We start from the raw sequence: 25,744 nt of genomic DNA on the forward strand, positions 1-25,744 counted from the left end.
AAGTGAAAAGTCGGCTTTTCGGTTTTGTGGAATTACAAAAAAACCTCACCCACGTTAATAGTGGTTTGAGGTTTTTTGTACCTATTGTGTGAATCAGTCATCCTAAGACGTGTACGATCTTCCCAGCCCGATCTCACTAAGCAGCTGCCGATAAGCGATGGATGTACGGTCTGCTGGTATATGGGCTTCGGCTTGGAGGTCAAGCGGCAAATCTTCGGGAGTCTGTGCTTCGACCATATCCCGGTCCTCTTGAAACACCTGTAAATTAAACTTGATTGTGTCCTCTACAGGAGCATTTTTGTCGAAATTACGAGAAATCGGACAAAAAAGCCGAGTATAGCGGGCCGAAACCGGAGAAGCACAGTTCAGAATCATCAGCTTTCCGTCGTTTGGAAAATGTACGGTAAGGGAAGCTGCAAACGGCGGGAAAACACGGAATGCGCGCAGCCACATGAATCCCTCTTCAGCGATATTTTCCTGTCCTTTACCATAATTGCTAACGGTGCTCCAATAGTCGGCAATTAGCTGGTCACCCTCCCGTTTGACCTTATATTGCGGAACCTCGGTATTGTTGCGGTCTCCGAAGGTCTCGATGTGTACGTAAGCGAAGTGTGATACATCCAGAAAACCTTCCATCTGGCGTCCAGCAGAACCTGCAATATCAAAGCTCGGCAGTGTAATATTGATGAAATCCGGATCGTCCCATCCAGGTAAATCCGGAATCTGCTCGCTGGTAGAAGACAGAGAAGTCCAGATCAGACCGTACCGTTCGACGGTCGGGTACACGATTAATTTCAGCTTTGGTGAAATTTTGGTATTCGGGTGTGCCGGAACAGAGGTGCAGGTTCCTTCACAATTGTAGCGGAAGCCATGATAAGGGCATACGATTTCTTCGTTTTCCACCCAGCCCTTGCTGAGGGGAGCTCCACGATGGAAGCAAAGATCACGAGCAACAATGACCTTGCCGTGGCTCCGGTAGCAGACGAGCTTCACATCCAACAGTGTGACACCCACAGGTTTATCCGCAATATCGCTTGCAATAGCGACCGGGAACCAGTATTGGGAAAGCACCTGCCAGTCATTAGGTGTGAATGTACAGTCTCGTGGGAGTTGGATTTGGGCAGGTTCAGCAGATAATTGTGGATTCATACTCATCTTTTATCACCTCATGGATTATTGGGTCTTGCAACTTAACGCGGAAAACCCCAGACGCAAGAGGTGCATAACGAAGCTGACCTTATACTTCGGTGCCTGGATGGGCGTTCGAAATAAAGGGACCTCCAATTTATGCAGCCTCTTGTAGCCTGGGGCAATTTACGGTTGCCTGGTCGAGACGCTCATACCTATTAATGAGCTTATACAAGAGAATAACAGTTAAGATTTTAAGTCATGTTTTATAACATGTAATTATCATAAACGCTCAATTAAAATCTGTCAATATAACATTTAGCGTTATTATTTACTTTTATATTATTGTTTGTGGTAATTATCGTTCTGATTTGCCGTAATATTAATTCTGGATTACATTTTTGACGGAATAACCTGTTAATGATGTCATGTATCCTGACAAATAATCAATGAGCTACTAGACGCGAAGAGGTAAACGGTCAGGATAATGAAAAAAATTGTATTAATCAAAAAGGTTATTGTGGTCTATATAAGGAATATACAAATGGACATTGTAAATTTAGGAGTTGGGCAAATGGGAACATTATGGACAGAGGAAATGATCTTGGATGACCTGCTTCAATCATTTCATCGCTTCTTCGGTTTGGATGTAATTGAATCGACTCCAATCAAACGAGGCTGGCTAAACTTAAAATGGAAAATAAAAACTGAAGCCGGGGATTTTGTACTCAAACAATATAACAAGGAAAGATATAAAAAATATATACCAGAGGAGCTGTTGTTTGCGTTTTCTCAACAGGTTAGATTGTATAACAAAGGTCTAGCGTGTCCCAATGTGTTATCGTATAACAAAAAAATATTGCTTGAGTCGGATCATGGAGAACTTTTCATGGTGATGGAATATTGCCAGGGCAAGCTAATTGAGCCAGGTAAAGCCAATGTTCATCAAATATGCGATTTAGGTCGAACTACAGGAAAAATGCATCGATTGTTAAACGACGGGACCATTGGTTTTAAAAATAGCCCTCAGTTTATCCCTCCTAGCCGTGAGGAACGTTTAGCACATTGGAACTCAGTTTGGGTAAAAACAAAGGAATCCGGTAAAACTCATTTACTTGCCAACATAGAAACACAAATAAAAGCAACGGAAGACTTGCATATGGAAATCCTGGAGTTACTTCAATTGGGATGGGCACATCGTGACCTGTGGGTCGATAACCTTTTATTTGATGACAACCGTTTAACGGCAATTCTGGATTTTGATCGACTTAAATATGACTATCCGCAGCTTGATGTAGCTCGAGCTGTGATGTCCTGTGCCGTAGATGATCATATAGAAGTCTCACTGGCCGCAGCGTTTATGGAAGGGTACAAGGAGGAACGCAACGTGGAAGAGGGTTACTTAACCTATTCATTACAGTTGTTATGGTATATGGAGAGTACATGGTGGATCAATGCTAACATGGATCAACATAGTGTACCTCCCGCTCGGTTTGCAAAAGAAATGATTTGGCTTGCTGAAAATCAAAAAAATATACCGATTATGTTAGCAAATATGTAGACAATGCAACACAATGAGGAGAAAAGAGTGCGCGTGATTGTGGAAACTGCTTATGTAGAAGCTTGCTTTCGGGTTAGCTTACAGGTCTTACAATCGAAAGCGAGCAAGGTCAAGGCACGGTAGTTTCGTTTGTTGTGACGAAAAACTAAAGTTCGTGCTTGCTCTGGATGCCTTTCTCCAGAACTTTTGTTAACTAATTAGGTGTGTTACTATAATTGGAAATACAAGTAAATGAGAGGCGGCAAATCAATGGGAAATGACAAGCTCACTTATGCAGAAACCGGTATTAATATTGACGATACCGATGCTGTCAAGCGAAATATGGCTAAAAGTCTGCAGACGAACGATAGTCGCGTATTAAACTCGCTGGGTGCGTTCGCGTCACTGTACGATTTTAAATTTCCGGAGTACGATCATCCCGTATTGGTCATGAAAACAGAGGAGCCTGGGTCCAAGCAAAAGCTGGCTTTTCAACATGGACGGGTACGTTCAATTTGTTACGATATGATTAACCATTTGATCAATGACATCATTGTTATGGGTGCCAAACCGCTTGCAGTTCAGGATGCAATCATTAGTGGAGCTGTCGATAAAGAAACCATCAGCGAAATTGTCGACGCTGTTTCTGCGGCTTGTAAGGAACAGGATTGTGTGCTCACTGGTGGCGAGACATCGATCCAGCCGGGAGTGCTGGAGAAAGGCTGCTATATACTTACGTCCAGTATTGTTGGCATCGTCGACAAATCGAAAATCATAGACGGGTCAGCCATACGCAAGGGAGATGTTATTGTAGCTGTCGCGTCTAATGGAGTTCATACGAACGGGTATACACTTGTTCGGGCTATAATGGACAAGCATCCTGAAGTTCTAAACCAGTGGGTAGGTGATGAGAGCTTTTTGGATGCCATTATGAAGCCGCACTTATGTTATTACAAACCTCTGAGAGATTTGTTTGGGATCGATGGACTTCATGGAATGGCTCATATTACGGGTGGCGGTATTGAAGGAAACTTGAACCGGGTAATTCCGGAACAGTTGAACGCGCTTATTGACTTATCCCGTATTGATATTCTGCCCTTATTCCAAATCATTCGTAATATGGGGAACGTGGATGAACAGGACATGCTGCGCACATTCAATATGGGTGTTGGCCTGGTGCTGGTTGTAGATTCGGGAATAGCCCAAAGTGTGATGGAGCACGTAGCTGCATTCGGGTTGAAAAGTTATGTTATCGGTGAAATCGTTGAGGGGAACAAGCAGGTTGTGTACCAACAAGAATTACAATGGGATTAAATCTACAGTCAAGAGTTTATTGAATTAGCAGGCTGCCGGGATCGGCAGTTTTTTTGCGTTATCGGTCATGCTTGTGTGGCGGCACACCAGAACGGGGGATCACTCGATTAATCTCTAGATGTGCCTATAACTGTTCTGTTATCTCTTTTGCCGAACAGGGCAATGCATTTCCTTATACCTTGTTTCATCATTTCTTGTAAGTGGTTTCTGAAGGAAGGAACGCCTTTGTTCGTCAGAAGAGTCCTACCATAGTGGTGTAAGCTGATAACTTGACTATATCGAACAAATGTTTAAAAAACAACAATCGTTTAAATTAAATGGAGGGGCTATAACTATGAGAATATTAGTTTTCGGCGCGGGAGTTTTAGGCAGTTATCTTGCTCATGTTCTAGTCCGCGGCGGTAATGATGTTACAATACTGGCCAGGGGGAAGCGTGCTGAACAATTGAATAAAGATGGACTTGTTATTCGCCATTATTTTCAGCGTAAAATCACTGTCGATGAAGTAAAAGTCATCCATGCGCTTCAATCAGATGATCTCTATGATCTCGTATTTGTTGTGATGAAATACAATGATTTCCCTGCTGTATTGCCTATTCTGGCTGAGAATCGGAGTCGGAATATGGTTCTTGTTGGTAATAACGCTGATCCTCATGGCATGCGCAATCTCCTGAAGGAAATGAGCGCTGTAGAAAAATCTGTAGTCTTTGGATTTCAGCTTAACGGAGGAATCCGAGAAGAGAGCGGCCGCATTATCTGCATACGCGGAGGTGGACAAATGATACTGGGCAGTCTAGATGGTGAGATACCTTTCAAGCCTGTATTGGAAAATGCTTTTAAGCATGTTAAATATAAGTCAGCTTATCATGAAGGTATGGATGCTTGGCTAAAAAGCATATCGTCCCTATTGTGGCTTTGAACTCCATTAGCTATCTATACGACGGTAACTTGAAAAAGGCATCCAAGGACAAGAAACTATTAAAACAAGCTATTTCCGTAATGGATGAGGGGTTTCAGGTATTAGAAAAATTAGGTTATACCATTACTCCTGCAGATCAAGTTAAATTAATACGTAAACACAGACAAGGTGTATATTATGGTCTGAAAATATATCATAAATTACCGTTTATGAAATTGGTAGATGGATCCTTTAGTGAAATAGCGGCCTTAATGGTAGAAAAAGAGCCGTCAACCCGATAAAATGTTCAATCAACAGGCCTGTTGTCATTGAGCAGTACCAAACTTGCGGGATGTAATTCGATACGTTGTAGGTGATATTCCTTTTCTAGCTGTAAACTGCTTGATAAAGTAGGTGTCATACTCGAATCCAGTGGAATGTGCAATTTCATTAAGGCTCATATCGGTATGTGTCAAAAGATCACTCGCAACCTTTAAGCGATGTGTAAGCAAGTAACCAAATGCTGTTTTTCCACATCTCTCCTGAAACAATTTATTCAGAGTCACACGGTTCAAATGAGCACAATTCGTCAAATCGTTTAATGAAATCTTTCGCGAATAATTAGTGTGTATATAATCTAATACTTTATCGACAGGTGAATGTTCACTATTTTGATTTAATTCCTCCATCAAACCTAAAATTTGGATGAGATACTTTTTTATTCTGCACACCCAGAGTGCATCACTTTGCGCCTGCACTTCGGTGCCAAGTACGAAAAACCATTCAAACAATAGGGGGTATGCTTTCTCGGTTACACGAGGCACACCAGTATACAAATGTTCCCTTTGAAAAAGGGGAAGTCCAGTTTGAATTCTGGGAGCTGCAGGAAAATAATCCTTCGTTTCGATAAGAGTAATGGTGTTAAGAAATTCGGGATGAAAACTAAAGGATTGAGCCGATACATTAATCTTTTCAATCACTTGCACATCATCGTCCTCAGCCATGCAAAAGACACCAGGAGCGCTAATGGATATGGGACGTTCATTCAATATCCCATGTATACTTCCTGACGTAATAAAAATCAGCGTATACCGTTCAGGATAAGGAAGAATACTGAAATCCTCCACTGCGACAAATTCTATTTTCACCGTACGTTCTTTGTGTCGGTCCATTTGCGGCATTTTTTTCACCTATCAAATAGTATAGTTGGTTGCTTCACTTATAACAGTGTAGCATACAAATTCAAAGGTTATAATTAGATTGTGAAACAACCCAAAATGAGCAGCTGAAGGACTACATTCCATAAGCCACATTTTCCACAACAGCTGCTCAAACTGTCAAGATTGAACTATTAAGATTAGTGGGAGGAAATCATTATGGCTGTTGAACGTTTTCAAATCCACGTATCCGATGAAGTGCTTGACGATCTACAATACAGGCTGAATCACGTACGCTGGCCGGATCAATTAGAAGACTCCGCTTGGGAACAAGGCACTGAATTAAGTTATTTACAGTCGCTCGTTGCTTATTGGCGAGACCATTTTGACTGGCGTGTTCAAGAAGCGAAATTAAACCGCTTTTCTCAATTTCGTAGTAATGTTGATGGGATAGATGTTCACTTCGTGCATGAGCGCGGTAAAGGACCTAATCCGTTGCCTATAATCCTTACTCACGGATGGCCGGACAGTTACCTGCGTTACCAGAAGATTATCCCGTTTCTTACTGATCCCGCTGCCCACGGTGGTGACCCTGAGGACGTTTTTGATGTCATTGTCCCTTCGCTGCCAGGGTTTGGCTTTTCTGGCCGTCCTGACCATCGTGGCGTCAATAATTTTCATGTCTCCGAGATGTGGGCTAAACTAATGACACAAGAACTTGGCTATAACAAATTCGCTGCTGCAGGCGGGGATATTGGCTCCGGTGTTACCAGATATCTTGCGGCGAACCATCCTGAGCTGCTTGTCGGAATCCACTTAACCGATATCGGGATCATTAGAGATCTCATGACTGCACAAGATCCGGCAGGGCTTTCAGAGGAAGAACTGCAATATAAGAAGAATGCTCAGGAATGGCTTGCCCTTGAAGGTGGCTATATCTCCATTCAATCGACAAGACCCCAGACTGTTGCCTACGGACTGTCCGACTCGCCAGCAGGTCTGGCTGGTTGGATGATTGACAAATTCCGTGCATGGAGCGATTGTAAGGGTGACCTGCGGCAGAGATTCAGCGAAGATGAACTGCTCACACATATTATGATCTATTGGGTTACCAATACTATAGGATCAACAGCACGTATGTATTATGAGAATTCGCATTCTTTGCCGCCTCTTGGTCACATAGAGGTACCAACAGCCGTCGCTCTTTTCCCAGCCGATATATTATTGCCACCCAGGGAATGGGCTGAACGCAACCTGAATATAACTCGCTGGAATGCAATGCCCCGCGGTGGCCATTTTCCTGCACTGGAAGAACCGGAATTGCTGGTTAAGGACATTCGTGAATTTTACAGACCCTTTAGAACAATAAGCAATTCTTTAGGAAAGGCCGGCTTGCGGGTGGTTTGACGATTACAGATTCGGACGAGCCGATGCAAAAGCTCCTCGAATACAGCAAATTGCCGAATCGATTTCTTCTTTAGGTTGAACGGATTGAAGGATGGTGGTAGTCTTTGTCAAAAAAGTCGCCACCTTTCTTTAATTAAATAATCATCAAATTCCAAAAATATGAATTGCTAATGAACATTTTGACCATATTAACTTTGCTGTAAAACTTGAAGGAGGAATGTTCAATGACAGACCAACAAACGAACGAACAAGAACAAAGTGCAAGGACACAAGCCCAAAATGCTATGAATCAAGCATTACACGCACTGAATGAAGCCAGACATAGTAATGTTGATCAAGACCAAGATGTTCAGGATGCCAAAGAACAGCTGTATAAAGCCCGACAAGAACATATGCAGGCTGATAATTCGGAGAGCGAAGATACGCTTTCCTAAACGATATGCCCCACAAGAGGAGTATTTGTACTCTGGTACTCAATGGTAGTTCATACGCATAAATAGCGGATTTTCCCCGTAGGTATCACTTTTACAGTGTCTATACGGGGATTTTTTCTGCTGTCCTCGTATGATTCCACGAATAGGACTGTTTGCACTTGGATTTAGGACCTGCTAGCTTGTACAATAGGTTTCAGAAAGCGGGGGAGAGCCTCATGCTCAAGGAACGTATCGAGCTTCTGTGCAAAAAGAAGCAAATATCACGGAAAGAACTCGTGGAGGGACTCGTCACGCAGTCTCATTTTGCCAACATTTTGGCAGGAAGGTATCCATTCGCTGATGATTTGGTGGAGCAAATCGCGGGCCGTCTCGGCATCCCTGTTACCTATTTGACCAAAGCGGCGGCAACCGATGAGCCTACGATGCAGCGGGCGGAGAATATTTTCCAGACCATGTCCGAGCAGTCTGTATCCGATAGTTACGTGGATGCCCAAGACGATCGGGATGATGCACTCGTCGTCGAGCTGACGACTTCCTTAATGAAGGCTGTCTACTATCAACAGATGAACAATCAGAGCGCTTATGACTATTTGCATCAGTCCTACTTGAACCATTATTTAGAGAAATACGGAAAGTCCGAAGAAGTCGATCTGCCGTTGCCCTTGAAGAAAGCGCTTTTGCTATATAGAATCCAGCATTTTCGCTCCAAAAGCAGCTACAACGACGTGCTGAATGATGTGCAACGCTTGAACAGTCTTGTGGAACCGGGGACGGAAATATGGCTGACGGTACAAAACATCAGGATGGAGGCATACATTCTACTGAAGCAGTTCGAACAGGCGAAGCAGGTGTTCGAGCAGACGATGCGGCAAATTGTTGATGACCGACTATTTCATCGTCTATCCGGGCTGTATGTGGCTTACAGCGGCTACTGCTTTGCGATGGGGCTTGTACAGGAAGCATTACGTGCTCTTTCCATGGCCGAAGCTAACCTCGTTTATTTACAACAGCCGGGTGATGTTTACACGACAATTATGAACAATCGGATCGTCATGCTAACAATGACGGGAGAGTCGGATAAAGCGTTGGACGAAATCGCGCGATTCGAGTCCATACTCGCCAATGAGCCAGTGGAATCCCAACAGCTGCTCGAGCCGGTTATAACCATTTATCGCTGTGAAGCCGCTTTTGCCCAGAAAAATTGGGGATTGCTTTCACAAGGAATTGAGCTGCTGCGAATTTCCCACACAGGCACGGATCAGAGAATGGAGCTGGCCTTTTATGAAAGTCAACTGGCGCTTGCGCTAGAGGATATGGAGATGTTTCAAAGCCGGGCACTGGAATGCTTGCCTTATTTCGAAGCCAGTCAGCATGCATTGCGTCTCGAGCAGCTTTATGAATCATTGGCAGTCGTCTCTGAGGAAGGTCGTCGTTACAAGGAATCATCTATGTATTATCGGAAGCTTGTGTATTTGTTAAGAAATAGTGGAGGAGGGGGGTCTTCCAGTCCAATGTAAACAAAATGCAAACAAAACTTAGGAGCGACAGGGACCAATGAATGGTGTTTTAGACCCAAATTTTTGCAAAATAAGCGCTTTTTGAAAAAAAGCGAAGCGTGAACAACAGGAAAAATCGCCTTATCCCTGACTTGTTTGTATGTCGCTGATACTATTGTCAGCTTAATGACGGTCGTTTACACTTAATATACAACGACAAACCAAACAATGAGAGGTGTGATGCGTATGTTCGGATTCGGAAAAAATAAAAAACCGCAGGATGCTCTGGAGCAGGCAGATAATCTGATGAATAAAGGATTGACGGGGCTGTTTATGAAAAGCACGGTTTCCAAGGAGCATAGGAATCTCATCAACCAAAGCCTGGAATCGGCGAAACAGGCACAATTAGCATCAAGCGGCACCGTGCCGATTAGCGCAACTGCCATTGTTGTATCGGTAACAGATACGGGCAAGCTCATCAATTACGATCCGGTCGTTGTCCTCGTGTTGAATGTGATAGAGAACGACGGGAGCACATCCCAGAAGACATTGGAAACAATCGTATCCAAAATCCAAATTCCGCGTGCGGGAGATCGGGTCGGCTTGGGCCACAACCCCGCTAATCCATCAGAGCTTATGTACATGGGACTGCTGCCATAAAGTCTTTGGTTCATATGTCCTGTTAAGGATTATAAGCAACACTCAGAGCATTTTCGAAAATCTAATTCACCATTACAGGAAGAGTCGCGTAAATCGTGACTCTTTTTAATTTACTCACATGAAAATAATTGACTTAGTTTGTAAATATGTTACAATAAATGCAGCTAATTTATTAAATTGATTTAGCTAGACTAATAAGGGAGATGATGTTATGCCAATTATCAATATTGACTGCTGGGAAGGATTCAACGAGGAACAAAAGAAAGAATGGATTAAGGAGTTGACTGTCGTTACAAACAAGCTGTTCAATATCCCGCCTGATAAAATCTTGGTGATCTTGCGAGACACTCCCTTGATAAATTGGGGACAGGCAGGTGCTGTCGCAGCTGATCCTGACTTTTTGGAAAACAGTCGAATTACTGAATTGAAATTGAAAGCATAATCGCTTGCTCAGAAGAAGCCCCTTCTCATTAGACATATTAAGGGGGCTTCTTCAGATGAAAGAGGGGGTTGTTCATGACGGAATGGGTTGCAAAACAACGTAAATCACTTGCCAATAACTATCCTTTGATGACGGGTATACTTGTATGGTGCAGCCTGATTGTTGTGTCCAGCTTATATATCACCTTGCCATTGGTATCTGTTTTTGCAAGTAGCTTCCACGTTACACCGTCCACAGCGGCATGGACCAGCAGCGCGTTTTCATTCTTTTACGCAATAGGGTTTTTATTATTCAGTCCTTTATCTGATCGTTATGGCCGCAAACAAATGATGATGTCCGGTTTGGTTGCGTTATTACTCATTACGCCAACCTTGGGTTTCGTGACAAACCTGTCCAGTTTAATTGTTCTTCGTGCGGTACAGGGCCTGGCTGCGGCAACATTCGCCCCCGCTGTACTTGCCTATGTTGTGGAAATGTTTCCTGCGCATAAAAGGGTAACCACAATCGGGTTTGTAAGCACTGGCTTTTTGTTGGCGGGGATTGCTGGACAGCTGTTTAGCAGTATCATTAGTCAAAGCTTTGGCTGGCCTTATGTGTTTTACTTTCTTGGAGGTTTATATTTATTATGTGCCATTCTGCTCGGTAGACTCGTTCCCAAAGGAGTAATTCATCAGACAACTGCAGGTGCAAGAGCTCCACTCAAACAAATGGCAGCAGTGTTATTCCGAAAATCACTATTTGTTTGCTATATCATAACCGTGACTCTACTATTCTCGTTTGTAGGGATGTATACGGCGCTTGGAAGCTACCTGACGCAGACCCCGTTTCAATTAAATCCTGATCAGATTTTACTGGTACGTGCAGCGGGGATCTTAGGCATGATCTTATCTCTATTTGCAGGTCGTTTGGTAGCCAAATTCGGCGTGAAGAGGGTACTGCAGGCAGGATTGGGGCTGGCGGCAGCAGGTCTTTCCATAGTTGGATTTAGCTCTAACCTATCCATTCTTATTGTTATGAGTGTTATTTTTGTTGGCGGGATTTCTGTAACGGTTCCAACGCTTATTTCGCTTGTTGGAAGCACTGCGGGTCATGCACGCGGTACCGCGATCAGCTTATACTCTTTTATTTTATTCATAGGAGCAACTCTTGGCCCGATTGTCGTACTGAGCCTGCTGAAGATTGGAAGCTACTTCCTAACATTTGAAGCACTGGCGGTTGTTTTGTGCATTGCCTTATGTTCATCCTTTTTCATCAAAATACAAGAAGTATAAAGTTCATGGCTGGATCAAAGCTTATGTATGGATGAGCTTCCAAGCAAAATGGAAACAGAAGCAGCATCCAGGGCGTTTTTGGACAAAGTGGAGCCTGGCTTGTCTGCACGGCTGCAGAATTTATGAATTGACAAACATGACGAGACTATTACTGTGATTGACCATCGGAACCAACGCCGTACTCTCACCGTATCGGGAATGAAATATAAATGCTAGTTACCTGAACAGGATGACTATACCTGGTTGATCGTAGGTCAAAGCGGGAAGATCATTACCTTTGAACGGGGTATTATATGGAATAACGGTAAGAGACTAAGGAAGAAAGACGCAGTGATTCCCTACTGATATTAAAAAGATTGCCAATGATGTCGGTCAGAGGACCGGTTAATTGGCAATCTTTTTATTAATTTCAACATATGTGTAATAAGCTCATCCTAGTCGAGAGAGGGATGGGCAGCGCGCTCTACAAAGGATTGGAAGGCTTTCAGTTCACGAGGCAAATGTGTCTGGTAAGGCTCCTCCCATCCGGACCATTCTCCGCTGGCATAACCCTTATAGTGGATACTTTGAAGTGCAGCGGCAATTTTGGCAAAATCGAGATTACCTTCTCCGATCGGCTTGTGTTCCTTGTGCTCTGAATCAAATGAAGCATCGTGAAAATGAACATGCTGGATCCATGGCCCCAAATGGGTGATGACTTCCGCCGGCTCAGCCAGTCCACGACGCTTCGTGTGCAGTACGTCCCATAGGACGACCACCTGTGGATCATCGACTGCTCGCATCAGGCTGGCCATCTGTACAGGATCTGACCAATCATCATGGGTTTCGATCGCAATCGTGATGCCATGCTCACGGGCAGATGGCAAGATGGCATTCAGCACTCTCTCAATGGCGGCCAGTGTTTGCTCGCGTGTACCGCCAGCAGGAATTTTGCCACCAGCCACCCTCAGGACCGGAGCGCCGACATCGGAGGCGAGCTTAATATAATCCAAGGCCGAAGCGATTTCTTTGTCGGAATCGGGCCGTGAGCATATGATCGAAACGCCAAGGCAGATGATGGGGATTCCACTCTCTACAGCCAGACGTTTCCATTCTGCTCTTTGGTGTGAGTCGGCAGAAAGCTCGACACCATGAGCATGTCCAACGCCGACCCGCAGCTCTACTCCTGCATAGCCGTAGGTTGTGGCAGTATCCATCAATTGGGAAAGTGTAAGAGTTGGTCCTGAAAATGAGTGAACAGCATATTGCATTTAATAATTCCTCCTTAGGATGGTTAGATATGCTTACATAGGAACAGGTTATCTGCGTCTGGAATGACGCCAGAGCAGGAACAGAAAGTAAGGTCCACCAATTACCGATACGATTAAGCCTGCCGGAATTTCCAGAGGCGGAAGGAGTCCGCGGCCGAGCGCATCGGCGATCAGCACCAACAAGCCTCCCAAAAGTGCCGCTACCGGTATTAATACTCGATGTCTGGCACCGACAAGACGCCTTGCCATATGCGGAGTAATGAGTCCGACAAAACCGATCGTTCCAGCAGCTGCAACAGCGGCAGCGGTCAGCAGAACAGCCATGACCAGCAGCAGGACGCGGGTTCCCTCAAGATGGATACCCAAGCCTTTGGCAGACAGATCGCCCAGCCTGATGATGTCAAGCCGAAGCCCCATCAGCCAGGCCAAGGGAATGACGATTGCTACCCAGGGCAGCATATGAAGGACCTGATCCCACGTTCGGCCCCAGAGGCTTCCGCTCAGCCAGATTAAAGCCGCATTGACATTCGGCAGCGATTTGGACACCAGCAATTGTATACCTGCTGAACAAAATGCGCTGATTGCGACACCTACAAGCGCCAGCCGAACCGGAATGATACCATGCCGGTAGGCTAACGCATATACCGCGCAGGCCGCAATAATGCCGCCCATAAATGCTGCTGTAGTTAATGTAGAGGGCACCGAATGCGGTAGCAGCAGCGTAACAACAACCGCAGCCAGTCCCGCACCCCCGGTTAGTCCCAGTGTATCAGGAGCAGCCAACGGATTTCTCATAACACCTTGGGCGATAACACCGGCTACCGCCAGACTGGCTCCGACCAAGAGAGCCAGTGCTACCCGAGGCAGCCGATAGCTGACAATGATCGAGCTTAGCTGTGGATCGCCCGAGCCCGCAAGAATACGGAGTAATTGCTCGGGGTGGATTCGCACATCGCCGATGGCGATGTTAATCATGACACTAACCGCAACAGCGATAATGAGAAGCGTAATAATGGCAGAGTTACGGCGATCCGCGCCGTGTCGGTTAACGGATTTATGCAACGAATTGGAGGCAGGAAACGACATTATTTCCCCTCCTTTTTACGTCTTCTAGCCAGATAAATAAAAAAAGGAGTACCGATTAAGGCAGTTACTACACCTACGGGTGTTTCATAAGGAAACACGATGTAACGGGAAGCCAGATCTGCGAGCACCAGCATGATCGAGCCGAACAGTGCGGATAATGGAAGGACAAGCCTGTAGTCGACCCCGATCAAATATCTGACGATATGAGGTACAATCAAACCGACAAATCCGATCGGGCCGGCAATGGATACAGAAACTCCGGCCAGCACGATAACTATGATCGCCATAAGGCTTCGTGTGATCATAATCCGCTGCCCCAGCGCACGTGCCAGCTCCTCACCCAGGCTGAGCACGGAAGCTGCACGCCCGAAGGAAAACGCAGCGAGCAGAGCAGGCACACTCCATAACATAATCAATTCGGCATGCTCCCATTTCCGCGACGACACCGAACCAGCTAACCAGAACAGCACTCTATCCATTTGTGTCTCGTTGAATATAATCATTCCCTGGGTAAGCGCAGAGAGTATCGCTTGAACGGCAACTCCAGTAAGCGCAAGATGAACCTCCATATGGTTGCCCTTGAAGACCGAAGCCATGGCATAGACAACGACAGCCGCAGAAGCCCCACCAACAAAAGCTGCATACACCATATTGCCGCTGGAAAGAAAGGGGACCTGAACAGTCAGAAACACGACGGCTGCTGCTGCTCCGGCGTTAATACCGAATATGCCAGGGGATGCCAACACATTGCGTGTGACAGCCTGCATCAAGGCGCCGGCGACCGCCAGGTTGGCTCCAACAAAGGCCGTTACGATCATCCTCGGAATTCGCACATTCTGGAGAATGATATGTGCACGTGAGCCGTCATTATGAAAGATGGAGGCCCAGATGGTCGAGAGTGACAGGTTGGTCGAACCCAAAGAGACTGATAAAAACAAGACAAAGAGCAGGATGATTAACCCGGCAGCTGAAATCCATAGGGCTTTGCCGATTTGCTGCCAGGTAGATAAGGGTGCAACTTGTTGTGCTGGACGGCTCACTTCAATACTTCCTTCCCGACAAAATTAGCAAAAGATCTGTTCATAAAAGTGTGTACCACCTATTAGTGGTTATTTCAGCTTCAAAATCTCTTTCTCGGTTTGGTCCAACATCACATTAGCACCCTGCACACTGCGACGAAGAGACCACGCATACCGATCCACATCAAACATTTGTTTGGTTTTGACTGCTTTCAATTCTTGCCATAAGGGATCTTTATGAACCGGTCTATTGCCATCCTTATCTTTCTTGTCAATATCACCTGACATTAAAATAACGATGTCCGGATCAAGCTCCAGCAGCTGTTCAATTGTCATTTTTACATTACGGTCGACCGTTCCGAATTTGGAGTTATTATTCAATAAATAGTTAAATCCGATCGTGCTCAGCAGCTGTGATGAGAAAAACTCAGCATGGCGGACTGTCATTTCCGTATCCGTGTTGCCGATCAGCAGCACACTTTTTTTGATGCCGGCTGCTTTGCTCTGTAATGCTTTCAGCTTGGCTTTATGGGTTTCGAGGACCTTGTCCATTTCACTTTTTTTACCCACAGCAATGCCTATCGTTGCCGCAGCATCCAGTGTTTCCTGATAATTGGCATTAAGATTTTTGAGTGAAAGGGTCGGCGCGATTTTTGATAATTCCGCGTAAACGTTTTTGTGGCGATCGGTATCGGCAATAATTAAATCGGGGTTCAGTACTTTAATTTTCTCCAGACTTGGCTGGGCTCGCATACCGACGGCTGTGTAGCCTTCAATCTTTTTGAGCGCATCCTCCACAATCAGGTTAGGTTTGTTATCGTCAGCGACACCGAGAGGCTTCAGCCCTACATCAAGAAGTGCATCAATAAAACCAAGCTCGAGCACAACGATCCTTTGTGGTGTGCCCTGGATCGTCGTTTCTCCGAGATCATGCTTAATGATCCGGTTTCCTTGTGGGGCTGCTGTTGTTTCCTTAGTCCCGCTTGCTGCGCTGTCAGAAGTCGGAGTGCTAGCAGGTGGTGGTGTTGGAGCTGGGTTAGAGCCTGAAGCCTGATTGCTGCCTGTGCTGCCGCAGGCAAGTATGAGTACAGCCATCATGACATAGGTGATGGCGATACCAAGCTGTTTTCCGTATCTCATTCATGATCCTCCTCTTATAATAATGATAATCATTCTCGTTGATTATACAGGGAATGTGACAAGCATTCCATGACACAAGGGGGATTATTTTGCATGGATTATTTTTAGATGAGCTGCCTTCCACCCGAACCGGCCAACAGGGCGACAGCTTCTTCCAGCTGCCGGTCAATTGAATCCGGTGCGTAAATCAGCCATTGATTGAAGCTCATGAAGAACACTCTGCCGGACTTTACAGCCGGATGACGAAGCCATGCTTCAGTGGCCTGAAGCTGCTTCATGCCAGCTCTTGCCTCCTGCTCTGAATTTGCGATAAGCAATAGGTAATCCGCTTCGTAATCGCCGATCTCCTCAGCAGAAGCGGCTACCCATACCAGTCCGGTTCCAATATCATACTTATCGATTTGCCTTTGCAGCTTTTCAGGGGGGCGCATTTGCAAGGAACGATAGAAAACATGACCCATATTGCGCGCACCGTATATTCGAAGTCCATTGGTGGTAAAGGTGCATATTACAACGGATTTACTGCCGGTAGCGGACCCGACTTTTTTGCGTGCAAGCTCTACTCGCTGTTCGTGGCGCTCCCGCCATTCCTTGGCCGCCTGCTCTTTATCTACAAGCTGGGCAATTTCTTGTATATGATAGAAAATATCCTTTTGCATCCAGGGGATCACAATAATAGGGGCGATGTCTCCTATGTTGTTTCTGGCCTGGAGGGATATATTTTCTTTGCACATAATCATATCGGGCTTCGCCCGGATCAGCTTCTGTCTCCAGATGTCCCAGGACTGGGAGCTTTCCAGCGGCTCCGACACACGGTCCGTAATGGAAGTCGGTCCTTTATCGATTCTGGCCGCATAGGGGACGATGCCAAGTGTGTATAAATGATCAGTGCAAGCGTAAGAAAGTGAGGCCACATTGCTGTGGTGATGCTTTAGATAGACGGATGGCGCGACGCCATACTGGGCTTTGAACCGACGGCTGAAATAAAATTCATCCTTGTAACCGACCTCACGGGCCACATTGCGAATTTTGTCTTGTGAGAGCAGCAGCAGTTCCTTGGCTCTGTTCATTCGCAAGCCGGTTAAGTATTCAATCGGGCTTTTATCCATCTTTTGCTTGAACAGTGTCGAATAATAGGAGGGATTCAAGCCTGCCAGGTCGGCCAGCTTATCCAGAGTAATATCCGTGTGATAAGCATCCTGCATATAGCGTACCGACTGATCAAACGCATTCCAGGTATCGATGGTAATCACGGACTGTGCTTCTTTAAGCAGCATACGCAAAATTGCGTACATGTAAATGGACTGCTGCAGCTTCATGGCCACATCCAGTGAGTGGCGATTATCGTATAAAAGCTTGATCAGCCTGGAAAATAAGCCATACTGATGTATCGCAATTTGTCCTTGAACGGGAAAGGAGCGTTCTTTTTCATACCCTCTGTAAGAATCGGTTGATTCGGACTGGCGATATAGCTCAAACGAGACCCGATATAGTTTTAGATTAGCCTGATGCATGCTGTTGATTACAGCTTTCATCCCGGGCAGCAGTAACAACACATGTTTACGTGAAAGCTGCAGCATCTGACCATGTAACAACATTTCACCGCTGCCCCCAACAATAAACAACAGCACATGGTGGTCAAGCTCTGAGGATTCTTCAGACCGATAAGAACCGTAATCGAGATATTCGATAGCGCTGACTTCAAGCAGTGTTTGTTGGAACAGGGTCTCGATATCTGTTTCCGTATTATGTAAACCCATACTCATTTGGTTGTCCTCCCAGACAATAATGAGAATAATTCTCATTTAATACGGCTAATTGTACAGCAATAAGAGCTTTCTTTCAATTCCTATAGAGACTCATTTGCGCGAAACATCGGTTCATTTGGGTGATTCTTGCTATGTTCCTCTGTCCACAATAGCTTGCTTTGGTACAAATGCCCATAAAATGGGCGTTTGAATCAGTAACAGATGCGGATATTTACCATAGATTGAATGTATGTTATGTTCATTCCTTCCTTCATGGTTGTATCTGTGAACAAAAAAAATTATAGGAGGCTTTTACAATGAATCAATTTCAAAATGATCTTCAACAATTAAGTGTTTCCCAGTTTCAGGCTGGAGAGATGACACCTTGGAACCAGCAGGGCCAGTACCCGGGAGTTCAGTATCCAAATGGCGTCAATCAGGTGGATCCTTCACGGCTGTGCGTTGGCTTCGGGGGCTTTTGCGTAGGTTTTTGTGGTGGTTTTTGTGGTGGCGCTTGTGTAGGTTTTTGCGGCGGTTTTCAATGCGGTGGATTTCGTTGTGGTGGATGCGGCGGCTTTCGCTGTGGCGGATGTGGCGGCTTTCATCGTTGTCGTTAATTCTATTGTTTCAGGGTTGTTAAATAAAATTGCTTCGGCTGTCGAGAAGAGCCCGCCCCTTACAACAACAGGTTGTCAGGGGTATTTATTCATTACAGGCAAGGCATGTGGGACGAATTAGCGTACATACAATAATGAAGAGAGGGTTCCACAATAGCGTAATTCGCAACAATTAGGAGGAGACAAATGACAAGTCTAACCCCTGCTGCACGCCTAAAAGTTAAGGATGACACGTTTTTTCTCCCTGTTCCGAACGACGGTGTGTACTTCCGTAATAACGTAGGCACATTCCGTATGGAGGGCGGGATGATCGACCGGTGGATTGAAAAGCTGGTTCCTATGTTCAGTGGAGAACATACTTTGGAGGATTTGACAGACGGATTGTCGTACACGCACCGTGAACGGGTTTATGAAATCGCGAATGTGTTATACCAACAAGGCTTTGTTCGGGATGTAAGTAAAGACCTAACGCATCAATTAACGGACGGGATTATCCAAAAGTACGCTGGACAAATAGCCTTTTTAGAAAGTATCGGCGATTCCGGCGCATACCGGTTTCAGTGTTATCGGCAGGCTGACGTATTAGCGGTCGGGTCAGGTCCGATCTTCGTTGCATTGATTTCCGCATTAATGGAGTCAGGGTTGCCTAAAATCAATATGCTGATAACCGACTCGGTGCCGACGAACCGGGAACGGCTTGTGGAATTGGCAGAACAGGCCCACCGTACGGATCCTGATGTGGTTCTTAAGGAAATCATGAAACAAAGGGAAGGAGCAGACGGTTGGAGGGACGTTGTCCAGCCATTCCAATCGGTTTTGTATGTATCTCAAGAGGGGGATATCGAGGAGTTCCGGCACCTCCATACAGCTTGCAAAACGGAGAAGAAGATTTTGCTGCCAGCAATGTGCCTGCATCAGACTGGGATGGCAGGTCCGGTTGTACATTCGGATGAGGAGGGGTGCTGGGAATCAGCGTGGCGTCGGGTCCACCAGCCAGCCGTTATTAAGGACCCGGAGCTGCACATTTTCTCATCTACAGCGGGAGCGATGCTTGCCAATGTGATTGTGTTCGAGCTGTTTAAAACCGTTACGGGGGATTCGGAGCTGAGAAATTCGTTTTTTCTGCTGGACCTGGAAACGTTGGAGGGCAGTTGGCACCCATTCATGCCGCATCCTCTGATTCATGGATTTGAGGAAGCCCGAACGGTTCAAGCATCGAAGCTTCAGTTGAAGCTGCAGCTTGATGGGAGTGAAGGGAACGCGGACAAAAGTGTACTGCTGACTTATTTGAACCGATTGACTTCGGCACAATCAGGGATTCTCCATGTTTGGGAAGAAGGGGACTTGAGACAGCTGCCACTCTCGCAGTGTCGTGTTCAGACGGTTGATCCATTATCACAGGGTCCTGCTGACTTGCTGCCGGAGCTGATCGGTACAGGATTGACACACGAGGAAGCCCGGCGGGAATCGGGACTGCTTGGGCTTGAAGCTTATGTATCACGATTGGCCGACATCATCCTTAACACGCAAGAGGTTGTCGGAATCGGTGTAGGGGAAACGGCAGCAGAAGGCGTTTTGCGAGGATTAAAAGCCAATTTGGCCAAGCGTCACGCCATGCAGCAGGTTCATGAGCAAATTGTTACTCGGGTTCAGTTAAATAGGGTGGAGGATCAGCGCAGCCGGTATTATTTACAAGCTTTGACCACTATGAGGGGAGAGCCGGTGATCGCCTTGGGAGAACCAGTGTCGGGCTTCCCAGCAGTATGGGTCGGTACAGGGGAATACTGGTATGGCAGCACGGACTTGAATATAACTATGGCGCTGCAGAAGGGACTACAAGCTGCACTCCAGAAGGTGCAAAATAATTCCGCATATCCTGCGAATCAGGTGCTGGAGCTGGAAGCTTCATCCCTGAGATTTGGCAAGGATACCGTGGACCTTGTGATTCCCTCAAGTGAAGGGAATTTAAATTCCGAAATTTTACAGGATGCCTTACAACTATTGAAAAAGAACGGCAAACAGCTCTTTGTTATGGATCTGGCCGTAGAACCGTTTTTGCAAGAAGAACTCAAAGGAGTGTTTGGCGTGCTGCTGCGAGAGGGGGAGTCCCGGTGAACAGAGGGCTGGCTGTTATTGGAAAGGGAGGGTTAGCGGATCTTGTGACCCGCGAGCTGTCCGCCTTATGCAGGATTGTATGTCTGAGCGACTTTAAGGGAGGAGTACAGGAAGACGTCGATTTCGCCTTGGTGCTGCACGATGCATGGCATCCCTCTGTTCATCAGGAAGCGGAAGAGCTTTTCCGGAAAGAAGCTATTCCATGGCTGAGAGGTTTTGTTGCATTCGGCGAAGGTGTGATCGGACCGCTAGTCCGACCTGATTTATCCGGGTGTACACAATGCGCTGACACTCGGCGCCTCTTGGCGGGACGTGACCGCAAAGAGACGTGGATGCTGCAGCAGCGTCTGAAGACCGGTGCGAATTCTCGTGACGCCTGGTCATCAAGTACAGGACTATCACAGATGGCACACCTGATTGTGAAAGAGACGATGGATGTGCTTCAGGGCAACACTTCCCGCTTGGAAGAACGAGTGTTTTTCATGGATATGAAAACATTAAGGAGCACCAGCCACTGTTTTCTGCCGGACCCACTCTGTCCATTTTGCAGCTATATGCCTGAAGATACACCAGCAAGGGCCCGCATCTCTCTTCAATCAAGTCCCAAGATTAGCTCCAAAAGCTACCGCAGTCGGTCGTTAGAGGAACTTGCAGGCTTTCTGGTGAAAGATTATCTGGATTATAAGACCGGCTTCTTGAATGGAAAAATGGTTGATCTTATGTCTCCTTTTGCTGATGTGAGTGTAAATCTACCGATGTTCGACCATGATGAAGCTACAGCAGGCCGTACGCACTCGTATGCGGAAAGCGAACTGACTGCTATTATGGAGGGCTTGGAGCGATATTGCGGTATGGCGCCCCGCGGTAAAAGGCCGGTGGTCAACGACAGTTACCGTAATCTGGCGGAGCATGCCCTTCATCCTGCTACGGTAGGTTTGTATGCGAAGGAACAGTATGAGCGGCCTCATTTTCCTTTCAAGCCATTTCATCCTGACGAGCCGATCGATTGGGTATGGGGCTATTCGTTTGAGCGGCAAAATCCAATATTAATTCCGCAGCAGCTTGCATATTACAGTTCGAGCTGTGGTCAAGGATTTATCTATGAAACGTCCAACGGCTGCGCATTGGGAGGAAGCTTAGAAGAGGCTATATTTTACGGCATCATGGAAGTGGTGGAACGCGACTCTTTTCTGTTGACCTGGTACGCAGAACTGCCGCTCCCGAGGCTGGATCCTTATTCTGCAGGGGATATGGAACTGGAGCTCATGATCCAACGCTTGCAGACGGTAGCCGGATTTGATGTATATTTGTATAACGCAACGATGGAAAATGGAATTCCAAGCGTGTGGGCAATGGCCAAAAACATGAAGTCAAAGGGAATCAACCTGATTTGCGCTGCAGGAGCTCACCCGGACCCCGTTCGTGCTGCGAAAAGTGCGGTTCATGAATTATCGGGGATGACGTTGACACTCGATGGAAAGTTCGAAGAAAACCGGGAGCAGTATAGGCAAATGCTGTATGACCCATCCCTGGTGACCGGTATGGAAGACCATTCGATGCTTTACAGCTTACCGGAAGCAGAAGATCGTCTGCAATTTCTGTTGGAAGAAAACCGACCTCTGCGGGCATTTCAGGAGGAATTCGATAGGGTGCCGATGCATTCGGATTTGACCGATGACCTTAAGGACGCTCTTCAGGCGTTCCACCGATTGAATCTCGACGTGATCGTGGTAGATCAGACAACGCCTGAATTACAACGAAATGAATTGTACTGCGTGAAGGTGCTGATTCCAGGCATGCTTCCAATGACGTTCGGTCAACATCTCACCCGTGTGATAGGGTTGGACAGAGTGTTAAAGGTACCGGCGCTGCTCGGGTATGTCAAACAGCCGCTGCTTTTGAACCAACTGAATCCACATCCGCATCCGTTCCCTTAAAACGACTGAGGAGGAAGGAAGATGAGTCTGGAAACATTCCTGCGTAGTCTCCATGTGGATGCTAATGAGTCCAGACCTCAGGACTGGGAAGTGGACTGGGATGACGCGCCTCTTCCATATAAGCTATATCGCAGATTGCCAGTCTTTCCTTTATCCCTGGAAATCCCGTTGTCGCTGTATAGAAATCGATCGCCCGCCAATCCCGATCTGACAACAATCGGTCATTTTCTATGGCATGTATACGGCCTGACCCGATTGAGCCAATACCCTGCGGCCCATTCCATGAACCAAAAGTTGGGCCCGTTGCAGATGTATCGGCGTTTTGTCCCTTCCGGCGGCGGGTTGTATCCAAACGAGCTATATGTATATCTGAAGACGGCCGATTCTCCTCTTGGTGTCTATCATTACGATGCAGCGCACCATCGGCTGGTATTGCTTCGTGAGGGGAACTTTGATGCCTACCTGAATCAGGCACTCGGAAGTCGATGTGAGATATCCGGCTGTTTTGCAGCGGTTTTGGTTTCCGTTATGTTTTGGAAAAATTTTTATAAATACAATAATTTTGCTTATCGATTGCAAGGATTGGATACGGGTGTAATGATTGCTCAATTACTTGAAGTGACCCGACAGTATGGTTACGAATCACGGGTGTATTTTCAATTTCTGGATCGGGCGGTTAATCATCTGCTTGGGATATCCGATAGGGATGAGAGTGTGTATGCGGTGATCCCACTTTCGACGAAGCCCATGACATCTTGGTTGCACAACGGGATTGATGTAGTGGGGGAGAACTCTGCGGTTCAATTGTGCAGGGAACTACCGGAACTTCGACATGAAAGCTTTGAGCGGTCGCTTAAAGTCAAAGCGTACCCGATGCTGACCCAGATGAACGAAGCGTCCATGCTGGACTCCATAGGTTCGTTTCGACATGTTGGGGAGACGAAGCATGTTGAAAGCCGACTACAGTCGGTATATATGCCCCACGTGAAGCGGTTATCCTATGATCTGACCTCTATTTGCCAAAATCGGTATTCACCCGAATCGGATTTCGTATTGAGCAAGGTGACCCATTCCGAAGTGGCGGCTTTGTTACAACAGGCGATGGCTTCTTTATCTTATTATAATGACCTGAATGCTCCCAATGAAAATCATGCAGCTCGCATTTCCTTGTACTGTTGTTTGTATAACGTTGAAGGCATTCCTGACGGTGCCTATCGTTATGATAGCACGGCCCATTTGTTGTGCCGGGTACGTCCGGGAGATCATCGGCTGAGGCTGCAACTGGGAATGTCGATGAATAACGTCAACTTGTTTCAGGTACCCATCTGCCTGCATGTGGTAAGCGCACAGGACTACAACAAATCGGTACTAGGGTATCGGGGATATCGCATTCAGCAGATGGAAGCGGGGATACTTGTACAAAATTTACTGTTAGCGGCGTCCACCGTGGATATGGGAGGGCGGCCATTGCTCGGATTTAATACTGCTATCTGTGATGAGCTGTACAAATTAGCTGAGCATGGCAAAACGAGTCTGATTCAGATCCCGATCGGTCCCCATCGTCAGCGTCCTCGTCTGGAAGGAGGTTTGCACAGCTAATACAATCAGGGTTACATGAAAAGTCGCCTAACTTAAATGGCGGCTTTTTGGTTATGTCATGAGGTTTTTACCATCCCACAATGACTTGACGGTGACGAAATATTAAGAAAATAGTCGGAGTCGGCATCGGTGTCATCCAAAAAAACGTATTGTGGCTTTCCAACAACAAGGATACTTGACTGTAAGGGTACAAAAGAAAGACGCCCAATCGTGGACGTCCTTCTCCGTCATCTATGTCCGTACTGATTAACTTGCACTCACCGAGACGGGGCGCTGACCATCTGCCTTGTAGAGACGTTACTAAGATCCGCATTTGTAACAGTTGCTCTTGGTCAAAACACCACGTATGATACAGCATCTTATAGAAGTCTGGGAGGCTGAAAATAAAAATGAAACGATTAGTTGCTAAAAGCAGAAGAACTGGGTCTAGTATGCCATTATTTAACCCCAGAGTCGTTACTCTATCAGCACGTTCAGCAGTATATAATATTGACAAGCCATCAGAAGATGTTGTCATAGTGTGCATTAGTGGCTTTCGTGGTGGAAATAGCAATGGAATGACCAGCCTAAGGGACACTTTAAGAGAAAAACTCACCGCAAAATACGGGATTAATCCGAACAACATTTTTCACATCAAATGGAACCAAGAAAATGACAGCAACCCTAGAAATATTCCTTTAATAAGTGACATAAATAAAGAAATTCTTAGACGTACTAAAAACCCAAGGTATGTCGCACTTATTGGACATTCATTTGGTGGGTGGGCAGCAAGTAGACTCTCCAGTGTGACTCTAAAAATCCCTGATTTTGTTGGTCTTGTTGATCCAGTATACGGGCCTGCCAATACATTAAAAAAACCAGGAGATGTGCCCCGTGGGAAAAAGATCATTGAGTGGTTTCAAAATAACGGCATTACTGGATTAACGGATTGTCCACCGTATTTAAGAGTGCCATGTACATCCGATCGAGAAGGTTTTTCGTGTGGTTTTCAAGGTGTGCCAGGTGCAGTGCAAAGACCTGTTAAATACATGCGAACTTGGAGTGGAGCAAATATCCCATGCAGTAAAACGGATAAGGCTCCACTTCTTGCCTACCATACGAGCATTGACGATGATCAAAGAGTTCATCATGAAATATTTAATCAAATACATCGCGACTTAAGTAAGATTATTAAAAAGAGTTCGGTTCATAGAAGGTTAGTCATGGCAAAAATAAACGTTAAGAGACGCTCTGAATGCAAATGCCATAATAAGAAAGTTCGTGTTATATCAAATTGTAGGTGTCAGAAAAAGTAGTCAGATCGATATATCGTGATGGAAATGACGGGTATCGCTTCGGACACGCTAACGTCGTATTTTCCATGGATCGAGTATCACATTGCTAGCCGATAGAAGAAAATAGATTTATGGTCTGCATTATTAGTAATTATTACTAATTAGTTTCAATTGAATTCATATTTTCAAAAAAGAGGTATCTCTACATATGT

General features: G+C 45.9%; 22 protein-coding genes and 1 riboswitch. Of the genes, 15 read left to right on the forward strand and 7 right to left on the reverse strand.

Annotated features, from left to right (window positions below; translation table 11 throughout):
• Positions 1-102 precede the first annotated feature (102 nt).
• Complete coding sequence (locus OB236_RS25945; protein WP_262686548.1) at positions 103-1,155, reverse strand: aromatic ring-hydroxylating oxygenase subunit alpha; 1,053 nt, start codon at positions 1,153-1,155, stop codon at positions 103-105.
• A gap of 125 nt (positions 1,156-1,280) precedes the next feature.
• A riboswitch (purine riboswitch) is annotated at positions 1,281-1,383 on the reverse strand.
• 319 nt (positions 1,384-1,702) lie between these two features.
• Here OB236_RS25945 and OB236_RS25950 point away from each other — a divergent pair.
• From OB236_RS25950 to OB236_RS25965, 4 genes are all read left to right on the forward strand, one after another.
• Positions 1,703-2,689, forward strand: coding sequence for a phosphotransferase (locus OB236_RS25950; RefSeq protein ID WP_262686549.1), 987 nt, complete (start codon positions 1,703-1,705; stop codon positions 2,687-2,689).
• A gap of 249 nt (positions 2,690-2,938) precedes the next feature.
• Entirely contained in the window at positions 2,939-3,982 is a 1,044-nt protein-coding gene (gene purM / locus OB236_RS25955) for a phosphoribosylformylglycinamidine cyclo-ligase (protein ID WP_262686550.1), read from the forward strand.
• Between the two features lie 334 nt (positions 3,983-4,316).
• Positions 4,317-4,901: a ketopantoate reductase family protein gene (locus OB236_RS25960; RefSeq protein ID WP_262686551.1), complete on the forward strand. Its 585-nt coding sequence runs from the start codon at positions 4,317-4,319 to the stop codon at positions 4,899-4,901.
• A complete protein-coding gene (locus tag OB236_RS25965; RefSeq protein ID WP_262686552.1) occupies positions 4,865-5,182 on the forward strand; it encodes a hypothetical protein in 318 nt (105 codons plus the stop codon). Before OB236_RS25960 ends, OB236_RS25965 begins: the two co-directional genes overlap by 37 nt.
• A gap of 24 nt (positions 5,183-5,206) precedes the next feature.
• On the opposite strand, the gene OB236_RS25970 is transcribed toward OB236_RS25965, so the two are convergent.
• The gene (locus OB236_RS25970) at positions 5,207-5,884 is read right to left on the reverse strand and encodes a helix-turn-helix domain-containing protein (RefSeq protein WP_262686553.1); all 678 of its coding nucleotides are present in this window, start codon (positions 5,882-5,884) and stop codon (positions 5,207-5,209) included.
• Between the two features lie 372 nt (positions 5,885-6,256).
• Between OB236_RS25970 and OB236_RS25975 the strand changes: the two genes are divergently transcribed.
• From OB236_RS25975 to OB236_RS26000, 6 genes are all read left to right on the forward strand, one after another.
• The gene (locus OB236_RS25975) at positions 6,257-7,444 is read left to right on the forward strand and encodes an epoxide hydrolase family protein (protein WP_262686554.1); all 1,188 of its coding nucleotides are present in this window, start codon (positions 6,257-6,259) and stop codon (positions 7,442-7,444) included.
• A 224-nt stretch (positions 7,445-7,668) separates the two neighbouring features.
• The gene (locus OB236_RS25980; protein ID WP_076234283.1) at positions 7,669-7,878 is read left to right on the forward strand and encodes a hypothetical protein; all 210 of its coding nucleotides are present in this window, start codon (positions 7,669-7,671) and stop codon (positions 7,876-7,878) included.
• A gap of 215 nt (positions 7,879-8,093) precedes the next feature.
• Positions 8,094-9,395 (forward strand): helix-turn-helix domain-containing protein, encoded by a 1,302-nt coding sequence (locus OB236_RS25985; RefSeq protein WP_262686555.1) that lies wholly within the window; start codon positions 8,094-8,096, stop codon positions 9,393-9,395.
• A 225-nt stretch (positions 9,396-9,620) separates the two neighbouring features.
• Positions 9,621-10,034, forward strand: a complete 414-nt coding sequence (locus tag OB236_RS25990; protein ID WP_076234285.1) for a hypothetical protein — start codon at positions 9,621-9,623, stop codon at positions 10,032-10,034.
• Positions 10,035-10,245: 211 nt separating this feature from the next.
• Positions 10,246-10,476, forward strand: a complete 231-nt coding sequence (locus OB236_RS25995) for a tautomerase family protein (RefSeq protein WP_262686556.1) — start codon at positions 10,246-10,248, stop codon at positions 10,474-10,476.
• A gap of 74 nt (positions 10,477-10,550) precedes the next feature.
• Positions 10,551-11,747: an MFS transporter gene (locus OB236_RS26000; protein WP_262686557.1), complete on the forward strand. Its 1,197-nt coding sequence runs from the start codon at positions 10,551-10,553 to the stop codon at positions 11,745-11,747.
• A 434-nt stretch (positions 11,748-12,181) separates the two neighbouring features.
• Here OB236_RS26000 and OB236_RS26005 read toward each other — a convergent pair whose 3' ends face one another.
• The 5 genes from OB236_RS26005 to OB236_RS26025 form a co-directional block, all read right to left on the reverse strand.
• The gene (locus tag OB236_RS26005) at positions 12,182-12,997 is read right to left on the reverse strand and encodes a sugar phosphate isomerase/epimerase family protein (protein WP_262686558.1); all 816 of its coding nucleotides are present in this window, start codon (positions 12,995-12,997) and stop codon (positions 12,182-12,184) included.
• A gap of 48 nt (positions 12,998-13,045) precedes the next feature.
• Positions 13,046-14,083 carry a FecCD family ABC transporter permease gene (locus OB236_RS26010; RefSeq protein ID WP_262686559.1) on the reverse strand — a complete coding sequence of 346 codons (1,038 nt, stop codon included), beginning with the start codon at positions 14,081-14,083 and terminating at the stop codon, positions 13,046-13,048.
• Complete coding sequence (locus OB236_RS26015) at positions 14,083-15,075, reverse strand: FecCD family ABC transporter permease (RefSeq protein ID WP_262686625.1); 993 nt, start codon at positions 15,073-15,075, stop codon at positions 14,083-14,085. Before OB236_RS26015 ends, OB236_RS26010 begins: the two co-directional genes overlap by 1 nt.
• A 117-nt stretch (positions 15,076-15,192) precedes the next feature.
• Positions 15,193-16,242, reverse strand: a complete 1,050-nt coding sequence (locus tag OB236_RS26020) for an ABC transporter substrate-binding protein (RefSeq protein ID WP_262686560.1) — start codon at positions 16,240-16,242, stop codon at positions 15,193-15,195.
• Between the two features lie 104 nt (positions 16,243-16,346).
• Positions 16,347-18,008: an AraC family transcriptional regulator gene (locus OB236_RS26025; RefSeq protein ID WP_262686561.1), complete on the reverse strand. Its 1,662-nt coding sequence runs from the start codon at positions 18,006-18,008 to the stop codon at positions 16,347-16,349.
• Between the two features lie 299 nt (positions 18,009-18,307).
• Here OB236_RS26025 and OB236_RS26030 point away from each other — a divergent pair, with 299 nt between their 5' ends.
• The 5 genes from OB236_RS26030 to OB236_RS26050 all read left to right on the forward strand — a co-directional run bounded on the left by OB236_RS26030 (position 18,308) and on the right by OB236_RS26050 (position 25,553).
• A complete protein-coding gene (locus OB236_RS26030) occupies positions 18,308-18,607 on the forward strand; it encodes a heterocycloanthracin/sonorensin family bacteriocin (protein WP_262686562.1) in 300 nt (99 codons plus the stop codon).
• A 186-nt stretch (positions 18,608-18,793) separates the two neighbouring features.
• Positions 18,794-20,722, forward strand: a complete 1,929-nt coding sequence (locus OB236_RS26035; protein WP_262686563.1) for a putative thiazole-containing bacteriocin maturation protein — start codon at positions 18,794-18,796, stop codon at positions 20,720-20,722.
• On the forward strand, positions 20,719-22,659 hold the full coding sequence (locus tag OB236_RS26040; protein WP_262686564.1) for a TOMM precursor leader peptide-binding protein: 1,941 nt from the start codon (positions 20,719-20,721) through the stop codon (positions 22,657-22,659). Before OB236_RS26035 ends, OB236_RS26040 begins: the two co-directional genes overlap by 4 nt.
• Before the next feature lie 21 nt (positions 22,660-22,680).
• Positions 22,681-24,258 carry a SagB family peptide dehydrogenase gene (locus OB236_RS26045; RefSeq protein WP_262686565.1) on the forward strand — a complete coding sequence of 526 codons (1,578 nt, stop codon included), beginning with the start codon at positions 22,681-22,683 and terminating at the stop codon, positions 24,256-24,258.
• 389 nt (positions 24,259-24,647) lie between these two features.
• Positions 24,648-25,553 (forward strand): hypothetical protein, encoded by a 906-nt coding sequence (locus OB236_RS26050; RefSeq protein ID WP_262686566.1) that lies wholly within the window; start codon positions 24,648-24,650, stop codon positions 25,551-25,553.
• The last annotated feature ends 191 nt before the right edge of the window (positions 25,554-25,744 follow it).

The sequence above is a fragment of the Paenibacillus baimaensis genome, assembly GCF_025567575.1.